We start from the raw sequence: 15964 nt of genomic DNA on the forward strand, positions 1-15964 counted from the left end.
TGATTAATCGGTGATCAACTCAATATGAACCATGGGTGCAACATCCCCTTTTCTTGGTCCTAATTTGGTAATTCTAGTGTATCCACCCTGCCTTGAGTTAAACTTCTCTGCTACCTCTTCAAAAAGGGCATGCACAACATCTTTTTCACGGATTACCGCCATCGCCTGACGCCTGGCATGAAGATCCCCACGTTTGGCTAGGGTAATCATTTTATCGGCAATTTTACGAAGTCCTTTGGCTTTGGCCTCAGTGGTCTTGATGCTGCTGTGTTTGAACAGAGAAGTTACCATGTTCCTAAACATCGCCTTTCTATGGGCGGAGGTTCTGTTCAGCTTTAATACGGATTTTCTATGCTTCATGGTATTTATTCTCCTTCCTGAATATTCACATCTTCCGGCGGTTCGATCCCTTCAAGGTCCATCCCCAAAGACAGCTCCATTGAATTGAGCACTTCTTTGATTTCATTGAGTGATTTTCGGCCGAAATTTTTTGTCTTGAGCATTTCGCTGTCGGTTTTCTGGACCAGCTGGTAAATGGTATGGATTCTCGCATTTTTCAGACAGTTTGAACTGCGAACGGAGAGCTCTAGCTCATCCACGGAACGATAAATATTCTCATTAAATCCCTTTTCACCGTCATCGGTTTTATATTCCGATTCATCAGGTTCAAGTTCTTCATCAAAATTGATAAATGGATTCATCTGTTCCTTAAGGATTTTTGCGCCGTAGGCAACGGCATCATCAGGCGTAACACTACCGTCTGTCCAGACTTCAAAGGTCAGTTTGTCATAGTCGGTTTTCTGGCCGATACGTGATGTGCCCACCACATATTTTACTCGCTTAATGGGGGAAAATGCAGAATCAATGGGGATGGTACCGATAGGGGCATCGTCGTCCTTATTCGCAGAGGACAGGGCATAGCCCTTACCTGTTTTCACAACCATGACAATATTGAGTTTTCCATTTTTATTTACCGTAGCAATATGCTGTTCCGGGTTAAGAATCTTCACCCGACCGTCCGGACTGACGATATCTGCACCTGTAACCTCCGCCTCGCCAGTGACATTAAGGGTTAATATTTTTTCCTCTGGATCGTCAACTTTGAGCTTTAATTCTTTCAGATTGAGAATGATCTCGGAAACATCCTCTCTAATATCTGAAATAACGCTGTATTCGTGAAGTGCATCATCGAATTTCACGGAGACTATGGCGGCACCATATATGGATGATAAAATTATTCGCCGAAGCGAGTTACCAATGGTGATGCCGTATCCCCTCTCAAGGGGTTCACACACAAACTTGCCATAAGTGGAAGTTGTGGTAACATCAAGCTTTTCCGGCTTGATCATCTCTCGCCAGTTAACATATGCAAGATTTTCAGATGACATTTAAATCTCCTGAATAGATAATTTGGTAGATCATGGATATGATAAACCTATTTTGAATAAAGCTCGACGATCAACTGTTCTTGGATCGGCAGTGAAATATCTTCCCTTCCAGGAAGACCTTTTATTTCACCTTTAAAACTATCTTTGTTAATTTCAAGCCACTGGGGAATACCACGCCTTACAATGGCGTCAAGGGAATCAATGATGGCCTGGATAGTTCTACTTTTTTCACACAATTCGATAACATCCCCTTTTTTTACCTTATAGGATGGGATATTAACCTTTTTTCCGTTTACGGTGAAGTGATTGTGACGAACAAAATGTCGCCCCTGATTTCTGGAATTTACGAATCCAAGTCTAAATACGGTATTATCTAACCGAGTCTCAAGTAATGTCAACAAATTAATACCGGTGATACCTTTTTGACGGTCTGCCCGCTTGAATGTGTTTCTAAACTGCTTCTCAGATACACCATAGATGCGTTTAACTTTCTGCTTTTCCCGAAGCTGCATGCCGTAATCTGAGTGTTTGGATCTTTTCTGACCGTGTTGACCAGGGGGGAATCCTCTTCTGTCAAAACTACATTTATCAGAAAAACAACGATCCCCTTTTAAAAAAAGCTTGATGTTTTCACGTCTGCACTGCCTGCAGACAGAACCTCTATATCTTGCCAAGTTTCCTCCTTTATCACTTTAGATAAAGTTTACACGTTTAAATTTTTTTCGAAATATTCAATTGATATGTTCGAAATGAAATGTATCTCGTTCATAGTTTGGACAAAGACTTGCCCAGATGCACGACGCATGAAAATTTAAAACCAAGCAACCAGAAAGGTTGTGAGGCCCGATCTTATAAGTTGGCAAATTTTTATGCAACGCCGCAGATGGGTGAGTATTCGTTCAAACAATTACACACGTCTTCTTTTAGGTGGGCGGCACCCATTATGCGGTACCGGGGTAACATCCTTGATCATGGAAATGTTAAACCCAAGAGCATGAAGTGCCCGAAGTGCGGATTCTCTTCCGGGGCCAGGGCCCTTAACATATACCCCGACGTTTTTCATACCATGTTCCATTGCTTTTGCCCCTGCATCTTCAGCAACCAGTTTAGCCGCAAACGGCGTAGATTTTCTGGATCCTTTGAACCCCTGCATTCCGGCGGATGACCAGGAAATGGTGTTACCATTTTCATCTGCAATGGTGACAATGGTGTTGTTAAAGGTAGACTGAATATGCACTATGCCGGTTGATATATTTTTTCTAACCCGCTTTTTGGCAACGACCTTTTTAGACTTTTTCGCCATAATTGTTATCCCTTTTTATTATGTCCTACTTCTTCTTCTTGACTGCCGCACGTTTGGGACCTTTTCTGGTTCTGGCGTTGGTACTGGTCCGTTGTCCGCGGCAAGGTAGGCCTTTACGATGACGCAATCCCCTATAACATCCGAGATCCATCAACCGTTTAATATTCATGGATACGTCAGAACGCAGTTCACCTTCAACCTTGAACTCGGCATCAATGACCTTTCTGATTTCATTTACCTGTTCTTCGGTCAGATCGTTGGCCTTGATTGTGGGCTCAATGCCCGTTTTTTCAAATATATGCATAGACCTGCTACGCCCTATACCATAGATATAGGTTAAAGCGATCCACGCATGCTTATCTCTTGGTAAGTCAACTCCAGCTATACGTGCCAAATTTTTCTATCCTCCTATCCCTGACGCTGTTTATGGCGCTTGTTGACACAAATGACTCTGATGACACCGCGCCTTTTAATGACTTTGCAGTCTCTACAGATTTTTTTTACTGATGCTCTGACTTTCATCTAACTGCTCCTCATCTCATTATTTCAATGTGTACTTAATTATTCTTAATTAGCCCCCCCCCGGATTTATTTATACCGGTAGGTGATTCTGCCGCGGCTCAGGTCATATGGTGAGATTTCCACAGTCACCCTGTCGCCAGGCAGTATCTTTATAAAATGCATTCTCATTTTCCCAGAAATATGTGCCAGCAGAACATGCTTGTTTTCCAGCTCAACCTTGAACATGGCATTGGGAAGCGTTTCAAGGACTTTACCATCCACTTTGATGGGCTCTTCTTTTGCCATAACTAAATTCTTCTCCTTTATGGTGACATATCAGGACCGGCTTTTGATTCGTTTACTTCCAGAGCGCCCTAGGAAACCATCATAATTACTGGTAATCAAATGGGACTCAATCTGGGAAATGGTATCAATCGCGACACCGACAACAATCAACAGCGCTGTCCCGCCGAAATAAAAAGGTACGTTAAACTTATCCATCAATACAGTAGGTAGCACACAAACCACTGAGACATAAGCTGCACCGCCCACAGTAATTCTTGTAAGCACTCTGTCAATATACTCAGATGTCCGTTTTCCCGGTCGAATGCCTGGGATGTACCCGCCGTTCTTTTTCATATTTTCGGCCACATCATCAGGGTTGAACTGAACTGCAGTATAAAAAAAGCAGAAAAAGACGATAAAACCAATATATAACAGGTAATACCAAATGGTTCCCGGACTGAACATGCCGGCCACTGTCTGCATAACTGGCAGGTTGATAAACTGGGCCAGTGTGGTGGGAAACATGATGATGGAAGATGCAAAAATAGGCGGAATAACCCCTGATGTATTGATTTTAAGGGGAAGATGCGAGGTCTGGCCGCCATACATCTTTCTGCCGACCACACGTTTGGCATAATGAACGGGAATTCTGCGCTGGGCCAATTCCATAAAAATAATGGCACCAATCACAGCAACCATCAATACAATCAGTATGATGGTTGAAAACAACCCCATCTCCCCGGTGCTCAATAACCTGCCCATCTGAATACCTGCTGACGGCATATTGGCGACAATACCGGCAAAAATGATCAAAGAAATACCATTGCCGATTCCCCTTTCGGTAATCTGTTCGCCAAGCCACATGATAAATGCAGTTCCCGCCGTCAAGGTGATAATGGTCATCAGTCTGAATCCCCACCCTGGATAGGGTACAATGGGAACACCGGCAGGCGATGTCATAGATTCAAGGCCAACAGCAATACCAAAACCTTGTATGGCGCTTAGAACAACCGTACCATAACGGGTTAACTGGGTTTTCTTTTTACGCCCGGCATCTCCTTCTTTTTTGAGCTGTTCAAGATAAGGAATGACCACGGTCATCAGTTCCAGAATAATGGAAGCACTAATATAAGGCATAATACCCAGGGCAAAAATAGAAAGCCGCTCCAGCGCTCCACCGGAGAACATATTGAACATGGAGAATAAAGTGCCGGACGCCGATGCGAAAAAAGATTCCAGTGCTGCCCCGTCAATACCGGGCGTAGGGACATGCACACCAACCCTGTAAACAAAAAGCAAGACAAGCGTTATCAATATCTTGCGTTTGAGCTCCGGCAATTTGAGCATATTCTGGTAGCTGTTCTGAATCATTGAGACTCTTCCTTATACCTTTACGCTTATTCTATCCTGCCACCGGCAGTTTCAATTTTTTCTTTGGCGCTCTGGGAAACCAAAATGTTTTTCAAGACAAACTTCTTGGTTACCTCACCATTTCCAAGAAGTTTCACACCGTCCACAGCACCTTTGACAAGACCAACTTCTCTGAGAACGGCCTCGGTGATCTCGGCCCCATCATCAAATCTGTCAAGGTCTTTGACATTGAGAACTGCATTGTGGGTTTTAAACATATAGTTTTTAAACCCGCGTTTGGGCAGGCGCCTGTAAATAGGCATCTGCCCACCTTCAAAACCTGGACGGACAGATCCACCGGAACGTGCCTTAAGGCCTTTATGCCCTTTGGTAGAGGTCTTACCCATACCGGATCCGGGACCACGCCCGATTCTTTTTCTATTTTTTCTGCTGCCGGGAGCAGGGGCCAGATCATGTAATTGCATCCTAAACCTCCTCTACTTTCACCAGGTGTGAAACCTTTTTCACCTGACCCATGATCACAGGGGTATTATTGTGCTCCACAGTGTGGTGCATCCGTTTAATGCCCAGAGAGCGTATAATCCGTCCATGCTTTGCAGGACGGCCGATAGTGCTTCTTATCTGCGTAATTTTAATTTTATCAGCCATTGTCCGCCTCTTTATATTTCTTCAGGTTTAAGCCCGCGTCTTTTGGCAACTTCCTCCTTGGTACACAAGGACTGGAGGCCGGCCATGGTGGCTCTTACAATATTCTGGGTGTTGTGGGAACCAATACATTTGGTCAAAATATCAGTTACGCCAGCTGCTTCAAGGACCGCACGGATACCACCACCTGCAATCAGGCCAGTCCCCGGAGAAGCCGGTTTAAGCAGGACCCGACCGGATCCGGCGTGGCCCAAAACTTCAAAGGGAACCGTGCCGTTCAAGATAGCGACCTTTTTCATATTCCGTTTGGCTTTTTCCATTCCCTTTTTAATGGCTTCAGGAACTTCCTGGGCTTTTCCAAGCCCGTATCCCACACTGCCTTCACCATCACCTACCACAACCAGGGCAGTAAAGGTAAAGTTCCGCCCACCTTTAACGACCTTCGCAACACGGTTAATTCTGACGACCTTATCTATCAGACCTGTATCTTCCATCTGCTGTTGTTGTCTTGCCAAGGGGTGTTCCTCCTTAATTAGAATTCAAGACCGGCTTCCCGGGCCCCGTCTGAAAGTGCTTTTACGCGTCCGTGAAAAAGGAATCCATTCCGGTCAAAAACAACCTTTTTAATTCCTTTATCCATTGCCCTTTTGCCGATAAGGTTGCCCACAGACTTTGCAACATCCTGCTTTTTTCCATCCACAGGCGTGTCTTTGTATTCTTTGTCAAGGGTTGACGCTGCTACCAGCGTAATACCTTTTGTGTCGTCTATAATCTGGGCGTAAATATGCTTGGCTGTTCTGAAAACGCTAAGTCGAGGACGTTCCTGGTTACCAAACATATTTTTTCTAATCCGTTTTTTTCTTTTAAGCCGTGCGACTAGTCTTGGTGATGTATTTGCCATAATCTATATTCCCCACCTTTTAATCTTTACCAGCAGTCTTACCTGCTTTTCTGATAATTCTTTCATCAGCATACATAATGCCTTTGCCTTTATAAGGCTCGGGAGGTCTAATAGCTCTGATGTTTGCTGCAGCCTGGCCCAAAAGCTCTTTATCTATACAGGCAAGGGTAACTTCGACGTTTTTATCAACCGCTGCAGTTACACCATCAGGAAGGGCAAAATCCACAGGGTTTGAATACCCCACAGACAGTACCAGACTTTTTCCTTTGGTTTCAGCCCGGTAACCAATGCCGGAAAGTACCAGTTTTTTCTCATAACCTTCTGTGACGCCATACACCATATTATATATAAGAGACCTGTAAAGCCCCTGCAGCGCCACTTTCTTTTTATCGGATGTATCGGTGCTCACATTCAACACCTGATTATCAATTTCAACATTAACTGCCGGATGCAGCTTGCGGGCAAGGCTGCCTTTAGGCCCTTTGACATTGATGATATCGCCATCAAGAGTGATTTGAACCTTATCTGGAAGCTGAACCGGCTTTTTTCCTATTCTGGACATATTATAGCTCCTGTCTTACCATACGTTACAAAGAATTTCACCGCCGACCTTTGCTTCTTTTGCCTGCTTGTCGGTCATCAACCCCTTAGAAGTCGAAATGATGGAAATACCTAAGCCATTTAATACCGGCTTGATATTTTTTGATTTGGCGTACACCCTACAAGAGACCTTGCTGACGCGCTGTATACCAAAAATAGTGGGTTCGCCTTCTGAAACATATTTCAGGACCACCCGGATAACACCCTGGGTCTCATTTTCTAGAAATTTGTAATCTTTGATATACCCTTGTTCCTTCAGCACCCGCACCATTTCAAGTTTAATTTTTGATCCGGGGATATCCACCTTGGACAGACCCGCTTTACCACCATTTCTGATTATGGTCAGCATGTCTGCAATGGGATCACTATTTGCCATTTGAAAATCTCCTTAAATAAGCTGATATTTAAATAATCGTTAGAATCTGAGATAACACTACCAAGAAGACTTGGTTACGCCCGGCAGTTTACCCTGTGAGGCAAGCGTTCTAAAACAGATTCTGCAGATACCAGCTTTTCTAATAAATGCACGTGGTCTACCGCATAAGGGGCACCTGTTGTAAGCCCGTACACCAAATTTGGGTTCTCTTTGTGCCTTTGCGATTAAAGCTTTTTTAGCCAAACGATCTTCCTCCTTAGGTCCTTAGTTTTTAAAGGGCATTCCAATCAATTTCAGAAACGCTTTTCCTTCTTCATCGGTTTTAGCTGTGGTGACAACCGTTACATTGAGGCCCTTGATGGCGTCGGTTTTATCATAATCAATTTCAGGAAAAATGATATGCTCTGTGATACCTAAGCTGTAATTGCCGCGGCCATCAAATGCCTTTCCTGAAATCCCTTTAAAATCCCTTACACGGGGAAGAGCAATGTTGATCAGTCTGTCAAGAAAGTCATACATTTTTTCCCGTCTCAGGGTCACTTTGCAACCAATGGGAAGATCGGCACGTAATTTAAAATTTGCGATGGGTTTTTTTGCGCGGGTAATTACTGCTTTCTGCCCTGCAATCAATGCAAGTTCCTGGGCTGCTGTTTCAACAATTTTCGGATTTCTAACCGCCTCACCAAGCCCCATATTCAGTACAACTTTTTCCAACTTGGGCACCTGGCACTGATTGGTGTATTTAAACTCTTCAGTCAGTGCAGCAACCACTTCGTTGGTATACTTTTCCTTAAGCGTAGTCATTTATTTTCTCCGGCTGTAGGTGTTATGAGTCTATTTGCTGATTGCATTTTTTACAGACTCTTACCCGCTTTCCATCTTCAAGCTGTTTGATTCCGATGCGGGTTGGTGTTACACAGGAATTACACATCAGCATAAGATTGGACACATCCATGGGCATGGATTTTTCAACAATGCCCCCCTGGGGATTTGCCTGGGAAGGTCTCTGATGAACTTTGACCATGTTGATATTTTCAACAACGATGCGGTTCGTCTTTTTGACAACCTTGAGCACCTTGCCGATTTTCCCCTTGTCCTTGCCGGTCAATACCTTGACTTTATCGTCTTTTTTTATTCTTATTCTCATGACTTAATTCTGTCTCCCTGGCCTTGGATCAAAGTACGTCCGGAGCAAGGGAAATGATCTTCATAAAACGCTTCGCGCGAAGTTCCCTGGCCACGGGCCCGAAAATACGGGTTCCCACCGGTTCGTTATTTTTGTTAATCACAACAGCGGAATTATCATCAAAACGGATGGATGATCCGTCGGGGCGGGAGATCTCTTTTGTCGTTCTGACAATAACGGCCCGGACTACATCTCCCTTACTGACTTTTGAATTGGGAATAGCCTCTTTAACGGAAACAATAATAACATCTCCGATGGTGGCGTATCTTCTTTTAGAACCGCCAAGTACTTTAATGCAGTATAGTTCCTTGGCGCCTGAATTGTCAGCGACTGTCAGTCTGCTTTCACTTTGAATCATTATTCAACTCCTTAGACACTATACCGCTTTTTTAACAATTTCAGTAATCCGAAACCGTTTGTGTTTACTTAGCGGCCTGGTTTCGATAATTTTGACTTCGTCACCAATCCTGCATTCATTTTTCTCATCATGGGCTTGATATTTTTTGTAGCGTTTGATGAATTTTTTATACATCTTATGCTGTACAAATCTTTCAACCCTGACCACCACGGACTTATCCATTTTGTCGGACACGATCAGACCAATCAGCTCTTTTTTATTTTTTTTAATAGTTTCCATATCGATACTCGTTAATTAGCTAATTTTGATATTCATTTCTTTGGAAATCGTGTAAAGTCTGGCGATGTTTTTTCTTACACTGGACAGATTGGCTGTATTCGGGAGCTGACCAACATTATTCTGGAAACGAAGGTTAAACAGTTCCTTTTTGAGCTCAAAGATCTTATCTTTAATCTGGCCTGCATCCATATCTCTGATTTCACTGGCCTTTAACATTATTTTCTCCTTTCCACAAAACGGGTTTTGACGGAAAGTTTTCTGGCAGCCAGCCTTAAGGCTTCTTTGGCCAATTCTCTGTCAACGCCTTCCATTTCATAGAGAATCTTGCCTGGTTTTACTCTTGCCACCCAGGCATCTGTTGCGCCTTTACCCTTACCCATTCTGACTTCAGCCGGTTTCTTGGTAATGGGATGATCAGGAAAGAAACGAATCCAGCTTTTACCCTGTCTTTTTGCTTTTCTGGTCATCGCGACCCTGGCTGCCTCAATCTGTCTTGCATTAATATACCCGCATTCCACAGCCTGGAGCCCAAAATCTCCAAAACTCAATGTGTTGCCCCGCGTGGGCGATCCTTTTGTTCTACCGCGGAATTGTTTGCGGAATTTGACATTTTTGGGACTCAGCATTTGCTAATTTCTCCTTATTGCCTCTAATTAGTTGCCAGAGTCTGTTCACCCGGGCTTAAAACTTCACCCTTAAATATGAACACCTTAATACCGATGAGTCCATAGGTGGTCTTGGCTTCAATGAATCCGTAATCTATATCTGCTCTAAGCGTGTGCAAGGGGATTCTGCCTTCCTTGTACCATTCGGTTCTGGCCATTTCAGCACCACCCAGCCGACCGGAGCAGATGATTTTAATACCCTTTGCTCCAAATCTCATGGCAGAGGAAACGCTTCTTTTCATTGCTCTTCTGAAGGCGATGCGTTTTTCAAGTTGGCTTGCAATATTTTCTGCCACCAGCTGTGCATCAATTTCAGGTCTTCTGACCTCTTTAATATCGATCAGAACTTCAGGATTAAGCATTTTTTCAAGTTCATTTTTCAGCAGTGCAATCTCTGCACCTTTTTTGCCGATAATGATACCGGGCCTGGCTGCAAAGACTCTGAGCCTGATCTGTTTGGAAAACCGCTCAATCTCAATTTTGGAAATACCGGCGTGGTATAATTTCTGTTTCAAAAATTTTCTTACTTTGAAATCTTCTTCAACAAAGCTTGCATACTCTTTGTCGGCATACCACCGGGAATCCCAGGTTCTGATGATGCCTAATCTTAATCCGGTAGGATTTACTTTCTGGCCCAAGCCTTTTCCTCCTTGTCTATATGGTTTCTTCTACAACCACTGTTATATGACTGGTTCTTTTTAGAATACGGGCTGCTCTTCCCCTTGCCCGCGGCCTGAACCGTTTCATGGATGGTCCATGATCAACAATCACATTTTTCACTACCAGTTTATCCACATCCATCTCGTTGTTATGTTCAGCATTGGCAATGGCAGACTGCAGGGTCTTGTACATAATCCCTGCGGCCTTTAAGGGCATGAACTTCAAGAGAGTCAGCGCCTGTTCCGCATTTTTGCCCTTGATTTCGCTGATGGGCAGCCGAAGCTTCAACGGTGAGATTCTTGTATATCTTGTAGTCGCTTTAACTTCCATATCTTAAAATCCCTCTAAATCACGGCAGATTAGCGTTTAGCTTTTTTATCTGCGGCATGACCCCAATAAGTTCTTGTGGGTGAAAATTCACCAAGTTTATGCCCCACCATATTTTCCGTTACAAACACTGGAATAAATTTTTTTCCGTTATGAACAGCAAGGGTGTTGCCTACCATTTCAGGCAAAATAGTGGAACGACGCGACCAGGTTTTTATAACTTTATTGCTACTGGACTTCTGGGCTTCAAGAACTTTTTTAAGAAGCTCAGGCGCGATATAGGGTCCTTTTTTTAATGATCTTGGCATAATTTATCACCTATTTCCTTTTAGCCCTTCTTTTAACAATATACTGATCTGTTCTGGCATTATTGCGGGTACGTTTACCCTTTGCAGGAAAGCCCCAGGGAGAACATGGCTGACGACCACCTGAAGATCGGCCTTCACCTCCGCCCATGGGATGATCCACAGGGTTCATTGCAACACCACGAACAGAAGGACGTTTCCCCATCCATCTGCTACGCCCCGCTTTACCGATGCTGACATCGCCGTGTTTCTCATTCCCAACACGTCCCACAGTGGCTTTGCATTTAATATGGATCATGCGAACTTCACCTGAAGGAAGCAGGATCTGGGCATAAGCACCCTCTTTGGCCATCAGACGTGCATACCCGCCGGCACTTCTGACAATCTGCCCACCCTTGTTCTGTTTTAACTCAATGTTATGAATTCTGGTACCGGTGGGGATATTCTCTAGGGGAAGACAGTTCCCTGGTTTAATATCAGCATCGGGACCCGTTTCAAGAATATCACCAACTTTGATATCAAGGGGAGCCAATATATATCTTTTCTCACCATCGGCGTAGGTCAACAGTGCTATTCTGGCAGATCTGTTCGGATCATATTCTATTGAAGAAACCTTGGCTGGAATTCCGTCTTTGTCCCTTTTAAAATCAATAATACGATATTTTTTCTTCGCCCCGCCGCCTCTGTGTTTGGCGGTGATTCTCCCATAGGAATTTCGGCCGGACCGTTTATTGATATTTTTAGTCAGCCTTCGCTCAGGACTTTCTTTTGTAATTTCCTCAAAAGAAAGATACTCTTGAGCGCGTCTTCCCGGAGATGTCGGCTTGGTCTTAACTATTGTTGACATATTAATACCTCTTTACACACCTTCAAAAAAATCAATTCGTTGTCCGGGCATCAGCGTGACAACGGCTTTTTTCCAGTCCTTTTTTTTGCCGATAATTCTGCCACGCTGCTTTATTTTACCCTTAACCTGTAAGGTTCTAACCTGCTTGACCTGCGCATTGAACGCTTTCTCAACAGCATTTTTAATTTCAACCCGGTTGGCATCCTTGGCAACTTTTAAGGTCACTTGGTTGAACTGTTCTCTTTGGAGGGTAGATTTCTCGGTAACCACAGGTCCTCGGAGGATGTCATATTCAATCATCTTAGCTCAACCTCCCCTTGATGTTCTCAATACTGGATTCAACCAGCAAAAGATTTTTAAACTTTAAAATGTCATAAACATTGAGACCTTCCGTTTTAATCACCTTGACATCCGGAATGTTTCTGGAGGACAACGCAAGCTTTGCATCATCAGCGTCCGAAACAATGAGAAGATCATTGAGCTTCAATGTGGAAAGCACATTAGCCAACGCCTTTGTTTTGATTTCTTCGAGTTCAAGCGCGTCAACAACAAAAAGCTGACTGTCTGAAAATTTTGCACTTAAAGCCATTTTAAGGGCAAGCTTTCTTACTTTTTTAGGCACTTTTATTTCATAGGATCTGGGGCTGGGACCAAAGATAACGCCACCACCTTTACGCAAAGGAGATTTTACGCTACCGGCCCGGGCATTACCGGTTCCCTTCTGTCTGAACAATTTCCTCGTAGAACCCGAAACCATACCCCTGGTCTTAGACGCAGCAGTCCCTAACCGTTTTGATACGAGCTGAGACCGAACGACTTCGTGAAGAACACTTGTTTTGACGGGTATGCTGAAAATTTCGTCAGGCAGCTCCACTTCAGACACTTTAGCACCTGCACTGTTTAATACATCTACAGCAGCCATTATTCTTCCTCTTCAATTTTGATCGACTATGCATCACTGCGAGATAATTGCAATACCCATAGCCGCTATTCGTCTATTTAATTAGACTGATGTTCTGCCGCATTTTTAGCTTCTAAAACACGGCGTCAAAAACTGTTTTATTTTTTTACATCAGCTTTGCGCACCTCGACAACACCGGTTTTAAAACCCGGAACAGCACCTTTTACAAGAAGAAGGTTGTCGTCGCGCTTAATATCTACAATTGTTAAATTTTTAACCGTAACTTTATCCACGCCTTTGTGTCCAGGCAATTTTTTCCCCTTAATTACCTTTGCGGGCCATGCAGAGTTACCGATTGAGCCCGGTTTTCTATGATTCCGGTTACCGTGCGTTTCTGGCCCCCTGGAAAATCCATGACGCTTGATGGTCCCCTGAAAGCCACGACCCTTTGAAATACCGGTCACAGTTACTTTATCTCCAATTGAAAACATATCAACACCGATGGTAGAACCGGCTTCTATCTCTTCAACTGAATCTTCTCTAAATTCTCTTAAGACCCGAAAGCCCTTATCCGATGCTTTTTTCAAATGTCCTGCAACAGGTTTGTTTAAACGCTCAACCGGCTTTTCATCAAACCCCAGCTGCAAGGCTGTATACCCGTCAGTATCTTCCGTTTTAATTTGGGTTACGACACAGGGTCCAACCTGCAACACTGTAACAGGAACGAGCTGCCCATCGGAGGCAAACACATTGGTCATCCCGATTTTTTTCCCAAGCAATCCACTCATCATAACAAATATGTCCCTGTTAATGCACTATAATTTAATTTCAACATCCACGCCGGGGGACAGGTCAAGTTTCATTAACGCGTCCACTGTCTGCTGTGTCGGCTCAAGAATATCCATCACTCTTTTGTGCGTTCTGATTTCAAACTGCTCACGAGATTTTTTATTCACATGAGGTGAACGCAACACAGTAAACTTGTTGATACGGGTAGGTAAGGGAACCGGCCCCACAATTCTGGCACCGGTTTTCCTTGCCGTATCAACAATATCTACTGAAGACTGATCAAGCAGCTTATGATCGTAAGCTTTGAGCCTAATTCTAATTTTAGTCTTCAACATTATTATTATTCTTTCTTAATCTACTATTCTACGATTTCACCAACAACACCGGCCCCAACTGTACGGCCACCCTCACGAATAGCAAAACGAAGTTCCTTTTCCATCGCGATGGGGTTGATCAATTCGACATTAATGCTCGCATTATCACCAGGCATAATCATTTCAACGCCTTCGTCCAAGGTCAGAACACCCGTAATGTCAGTGGTCCTGAAGAAGAATTGAGGTCTGTAACCGGTAAAGAACGGCGTATGACGACCACCCTCTTCTTTGCTCAGGGCATACATTTCAGCTTTAAACTTGGTATGCGGAGTAATGGTACCGGGTTTGCAGACAACCTGACCACGTTCAACCTGATCACGCTTTGTACCACGCAGCAACAAGCCGACATTGTCACCAGCTTGCCCTTCATCCAGAAGCTTTCTGAACATTTCAACACCCGTGCAGACCGTCTTGGAAGTGTCTCTGATACCTACAATCTCAATTTCTTCGCCGGTTTTGATCACACCACGCTCAATACGACCGGTGACTACCGTACCACGACCGGAAATGGAGAAAACATCTTCGATGGGCATCAGAAATGGCTTAGCAATATCTCTTTCTGGTTCGGGAACATAGGAGTCAAGAGTCTCAAGAAGTTCAAAAATGGGCTTGGCTTCTTCGGCGTTCACATCTTCACATTCCAGAGCCCTAAGCGCAGAACCGCGGATAATAGGTGTCTCATCTCCCGGGAATTCGTAGGTATCAAGAAGTTCCCGAAGTTCCATTTCAACCAGCTCAATCAGCTCTTCATCATCGACCATATCGCATTTATTCAGGAAAACAACGACTGTAGGCACACCGACCTGACGGGCAAGCAGGATGTGCTCACGGGTCTGGGGCATGGGACCGTCATCGGCGGACACAACAAGAATAGCACCATCCATCTGAGCAGCGCCGGTGATCATATTTTTAATATAGTCAGCATGGCCCGGACAATCCACGTGCGCGTAATGGCGGTTCGCGGTCTCGTATTCAACATGGGCAGTGGCGATGGTGATACCACGCTCTCTTTCTTCCGGGGCCTTGTCAATTTCATCAAAGGGAACGTATTTCCCATGACCCTTCATGGCTGCAAGTTTGGTAATCGCCGCAGTCAGAGTGGTTTTCCCATGATCGATATGCCCGATTGTCCCGATGTTTACGTGCGGTTTGTTCCGCTCAAATTTCTCCTTAGCCATCTTCTCTATTCCTCCTGTGGAATGTTTACAAAGATATTTTTAAATTTCTACCACCTAAAATGCGCGAAGGCCTTGTTGGCTTCAGCCATTCTATGTGTATCTTCTCTTTTCTTGATTGCCCCGCCACGCTCGTTATAAGCGTCCATCACCTCAGCAGCAAGCTTATTCGCAAAACCTTTTTCAGAACGGCTTCTGCTGAAATTGATAAGCCACCTGAAAGCCAGAGCTGTCTGGCGACCGGGTTTTATATCAGTAGGCACCTGATAGGTAGCCCCGCCGATCCTTCTTGATTTCACTTCAACAGAAGGCCTGATATTATCAATCGCTTTTTTAAACACTGCCAGAGCAGGCTCGCCAATCTTATCCTCAGCAATCATCAACGCATTAGCCACAACTTTTCGGGCAGCATTCTTTTTGCCGTCTTTCATAACACAATTGACAAACTTGGCTGCTATCTTTTCTTCATGCGTGGCATCCTGCATGAAACCTTCCTTAAACACTAATTTTTCTGCCATCTTAAAAAGTCCACCAAATTTATATTTTATTAATATGAATGCTTAAAAACCCATCATGACTACTTGGGACGTTTGGCACCATATTTTGAACGCCCTTGGCGACGATCATCCACACCCAGCGTATCAAGGGCACCCCTGACAATATGGTAGCGCACACCTGGAAGGTCTTTTACCCTTCCGCCCCTGACCAGAACAACAGAGTGTTCCTGG

General features: G+C 44.2%; 31 protein-coding genes and 1 pseudogene. All 32 read right to left on the reverse strand.

Annotated features, from left to right (window positions below):
* Positions 1-3 precede the first annotated feature (3 nt).
* Positions 4-360 carry a 50S ribosomal protein L17 gene (gene rplQ, locus B3D59_RS13730; protein ID WP_286820526.1) on the reverse strand — a complete coding sequence of 119 codons (357 nt, stop codon included), beginning with the start codon at positions 358-360 and terminating at the stop codon, positions 4-6.
* Positions 361-365: 5 nt separating this feature from the next.
* Positions 366-1388: a DNA-directed RNA polymerase subunit alpha gene (locus tag B3D59_RS13735; RefSeq protein WP_286820528.1), complete on the reverse strand. Its 1023-nt coding sequence runs from the start codon at positions 1386-1388 to the stop codon at positions 366-368.
* A gap of 47 nt (positions 1389-1435) precedes the next feature.
* The gene (gene rpsD / locus B3D59_RS13740) at positions 1436-2062 is read right to left on the reverse strand and encodes a 30S ribosomal protein S4 (protein WP_286820532.1); all 627 of its coding nucleotides are present in this window, start codon (positions 2060-2062) and stop codon (positions 1436-1438) included.
* A gap of 233 nt (positions 2063-2295) precedes the next feature.
* Positions 2296-2691 (reverse strand): 30S ribosomal protein S11, encoded by a 396-nt coding sequence (gene rpsK, locus B3D59_RS13745; RefSeq protein ID WP_286820535.1) that lies wholly within the window; start codon positions 2689-2691, stop codon positions 2296-2298.
* A 25-nt stretch (positions 2692-2716) separates the two neighbouring features.
* Positions 2717-3085 (reverse strand): 30S ribosomal protein S13, encoded by a 369-nt coding sequence (gene rpsM / locus B3D59_RS13750; protein WP_286820536.1) that lies wholly within the window; start codon positions 3083-3085, stop codon positions 2717-2719.
* Between the two features lie 14 nt (positions 3086-3099).
* A complete protein-coding gene (rpmJ, locus tag B3D59_RS13755) occupies positions 3100-3213 on the reverse strand; it encodes a 50S ribosomal protein L36 (protein WP_004073839.1) in 114 nt (37 codons plus the stop codon).
* 66 nt (positions 3214-3279) lie between these two features.
* Complete coding sequence (infA, locus tag B3D59_RS13760) at positions 3280-3498, reverse strand: translation initiation factor IF-1 (RefSeq protein WP_004073836.1); 219 nt, start codon at positions 3496-3498, stop codon at positions 3280-3282.
* 30 nt (positions 3499-3528) lie between these two features.
* Positions 3529-4848, reverse strand: a complete 1320-nt coding sequence (gene secY, locus B3D59_RS13765) for a preprotein translocase subunit SecY (RefSeq protein WP_286820543.1) — start codon at positions 4846-4848, stop codon at positions 3529-3531.
* Positions 4849-4874: 26 nt separating this feature from the next.
* Complete coding sequence (gene rplO / locus B3D59_RS13770) at positions 4875-5312, reverse strand: 50S ribosomal protein L15 (RefSeq protein WP_286820544.1); 438 nt, start codon at positions 5310-5312, stop codon at positions 4875-4877.
* 1 nt (position 5313) lies between these two features.
* Entirely contained in the window at positions 5314-5496 is a 183-nt protein-coding gene (gene rpmD / locus B3D59_RS13775; protein WP_004073831.1) for a 50S ribosomal protein L30, read from the reverse strand.
* Positions 5497-5507: 11 nt separating this feature from the next.
* Positions 5508-5987: a 30S ribosomal protein S5 gene (rpsE, locus tag B3D59_RS13780; protein ID WP_172635750.1), complete on the reverse strand. Its 480-nt coding sequence runs from the start codon at positions 5985-5987 to the stop codon at positions 5508-5510.
* Between the two features lie 38 nt (positions 5988-6025).
* A complete protein-coding gene (gene rplR / locus B3D59_RS13785) occupies positions 6026-6394 on the reverse strand; it encodes a 50S ribosomal protein L18 (protein WP_286820549.1) in 369 nt (122 codons plus the stop codon).
* Positions 6395-6413: 19 nt separating this feature from the next.
* Positions 6414-6956 (reverse strand): 50S ribosomal protein L6, encoded by a 543-nt coding sequence (gene rplF / locus B3D59_RS13790; protein WP_286820553.1) that lies wholly within the window; start codon positions 6954-6956, stop codon positions 6414-6416.
* 15 nt (positions 6957-6971) lie between these two features.
* Positions 6972-7370 (reverse strand): 30S ribosomal protein S8, encoded by a 399-nt coding sequence (rpsH, locus tag B3D59_RS13795; protein WP_276999640.1) that lies wholly within the window; start codon positions 7368-7370, stop codon positions 6972-6974.
* 57 nt (positions 7371-7427) lie between these two features.
* Complete coding sequence (locus tag B3D59_RS13800; RefSeq protein WP_004073825.1) at positions 7428-7613, reverse strand: type Z 30S ribosomal protein S14; 186 nt, start codon at positions 7611-7613, stop codon at positions 7428-7430.
* Between the two features lie 21 nt (positions 7614-7634).
* On the reverse strand, positions 7635-8174 hold the full coding sequence (rplE, locus tag B3D59_RS13805; RefSeq protein WP_286820560.1) for a 50S ribosomal protein L5: 540 nt from the start codon (positions 8172-8174) through the stop codon (positions 7635-7637).
* 22 nt (positions 8175-8196) lie between these two features.
* On the reverse strand, positions 8197-8511 hold the full coding sequence (rplX, locus tag B3D59_RS13810) for a 50S ribosomal protein L24 (protein WP_172635749.1): 315 nt from the start codon (positions 8509-8511) through the stop codon (positions 8197-8199).
* 34 nt (positions 8512-8545) lie between these two features.
* The gene (gene rplN / locus B3D59_RS13815; protein ID WP_004073822.1) at positions 8546-8914 is read right to left on the reverse strand and encodes a 50S ribosomal protein L14; all 369 of its coding nucleotides are present in this window, start codon (positions 8912-8914) and stop codon (positions 8546-8548) included.
* An 18-nt stretch (positions 8915-8932) separates the two neighbouring features.
* On the reverse strand, positions 8933-9193 hold the full coding sequence (gene rpsQ / locus B3D59_RS13820) for a 30S ribosomal protein S17 (protein ID WP_286820571.1): 261 nt from the start codon (positions 9191-9193) through the stop codon (positions 8933-8935).
* A gap of 15 nt (positions 9194-9208) precedes the next feature.
* Positions 9209-9409, reverse strand: a complete 201-nt coding sequence (rpmC, locus tag B3D59_RS13825; RefSeq protein ID WP_004073820.1) for a 50S ribosomal protein L29 — start codon at positions 9407-9409, stop codon at positions 9209-9211.
* Entirely contained in the window at positions 9409-9819 is a 411-nt protein-coding gene (gene rplP, locus B3D59_RS13830; protein WP_286820573.1) for a 50S ribosomal protein L16, read from the reverse strand. The genes rpmC and rplP overlap by 1 nt, the downstream gene beginning before the upstream one ends.
* A 23-nt stretch (positions 9820-9842) precedes the next feature.
* Positions 9843-10496 carry a 30S ribosomal protein S3 gene (gene rpsC / locus B3D59_RS13835; RefSeq protein ID WP_286820574.1) on the reverse strand — a complete coding sequence of 218 codons (654 nt, stop codon included), beginning with the start codon at positions 10494-10496 and terminating at the stop codon, positions 9843-9845.
* A 16-nt stretch (positions 10497-10512) separates the two neighbouring features.
* The gene (rplV, locus tag B3D59_RS13840; protein ID WP_004073817.1) at positions 10513-10848 is read right to left on the reverse strand and encodes a 50S ribosomal protein L22; all 336 of its coding nucleotides are present in this window, start codon (positions 10846-10848) and stop codon (positions 10513-10515) included.
* A gap of 29 nt (positions 10849-10877) precedes the next feature.
* Positions 10878-11153, reverse strand: a complete 276-nt coding sequence (gene rpsS / locus B3D59_RS13845; RefSeq protein WP_286820575.1) for a 30S ribosomal protein S19 — start codon at positions 11151-11153, stop codon at positions 10878-10880.
* A gap of 10 nt (positions 11154-11163) precedes the next feature.
* Positions 11164-11997 (reverse strand): 50S ribosomal protein L2, encoded by an 834-nt coding sequence (gene rplB / locus B3D59_RS13850; protein ID WP_286820576.1) that lies wholly within the window; start codon positions 11995-11997, stop codon positions 11164-11166.
* Between the two features lie 12 nt (positions 11998-12009).
* Positions 12010-12297 (reverse strand): 50S ribosomal protein L23, encoded by a 288-nt coding sequence (gene rplW, locus B3D59_RS13855; RefSeq protein ID WP_004073810.1) that lies wholly within the window; start codon positions 12295-12297, stop codon positions 12010-12012.
* A gap of 1 nt (position 12298) precedes the next feature.
* Complete coding sequence (rplD, locus tag B3D59_RS13860) at positions 12299-12919, reverse strand: 50S ribosomal protein L4 (protein ID WP_286820577.1); 621 nt, start codon at positions 12917-12919, stop codon at positions 12299-12301.
* Positions 12920-13056: 137 nt separating this feature from the next.
* The gene (rplC, locus tag B3D59_RS13865; RefSeq protein WP_349676895.1) at positions 13057-13689 is read right to left on the reverse strand and encodes a 50S ribosomal protein L3; all 633 of its coding nucleotides are present in this window, start codon (positions 13687-13689) and stop codon (positions 13057-13059) included.
* A gap of 24 nt (positions 13690-13713) precedes the next feature.
* Positions 13714-14022: a 30S ribosomal protein S10 gene (gene rpsJ, locus B3D59_RS13870; RefSeq protein ID WP_286820578.1), complete on the reverse strand. Its 309-nt coding sequence runs from the start codon at positions 14020-14022 to the stop codon at positions 13714-13716.
* 23 nt (positions 14023-14045) lie between these two features.
* A complete protein-coding gene (gene tuf / locus B3D59_RS13875; protein WP_286820579.1) occupies positions 14046-15239 on the reverse strand; it encodes an elongation factor Tu in 1194 nt (397 codons plus the stop codon).
* Between the two features lie 47 nt (positions 15240-15286).
* A complete protein-coding gene (rpsG, locus tag B3D59_RS13880) occupies positions 15287-15754 on the reverse strand; it encodes a 30S ribosomal protein S7 (RefSeq protein ID WP_286820580.1) in 468 nt (155 codons plus the stop codon).
* Between the two features lie 59 nt (positions 15755-15813).
* A pseudogene (locus B3D59_RS13885) lies at positions 15814-15964 on the reverse strand (30S ribosomal protein S12); the annotation flags it as partial.

This window comes from Desulfobacter sp. UBA2225 (assembly GCF_002348205.1).
In the GTDB taxonomy this organism is placed as follows: domain Bacteria; phylum Desulfobacterota; class Desulfobacteria; order Desulfobacterales; family Desulfobacteraceae; genus Desulfobacter; species Desulfobacter postgatei.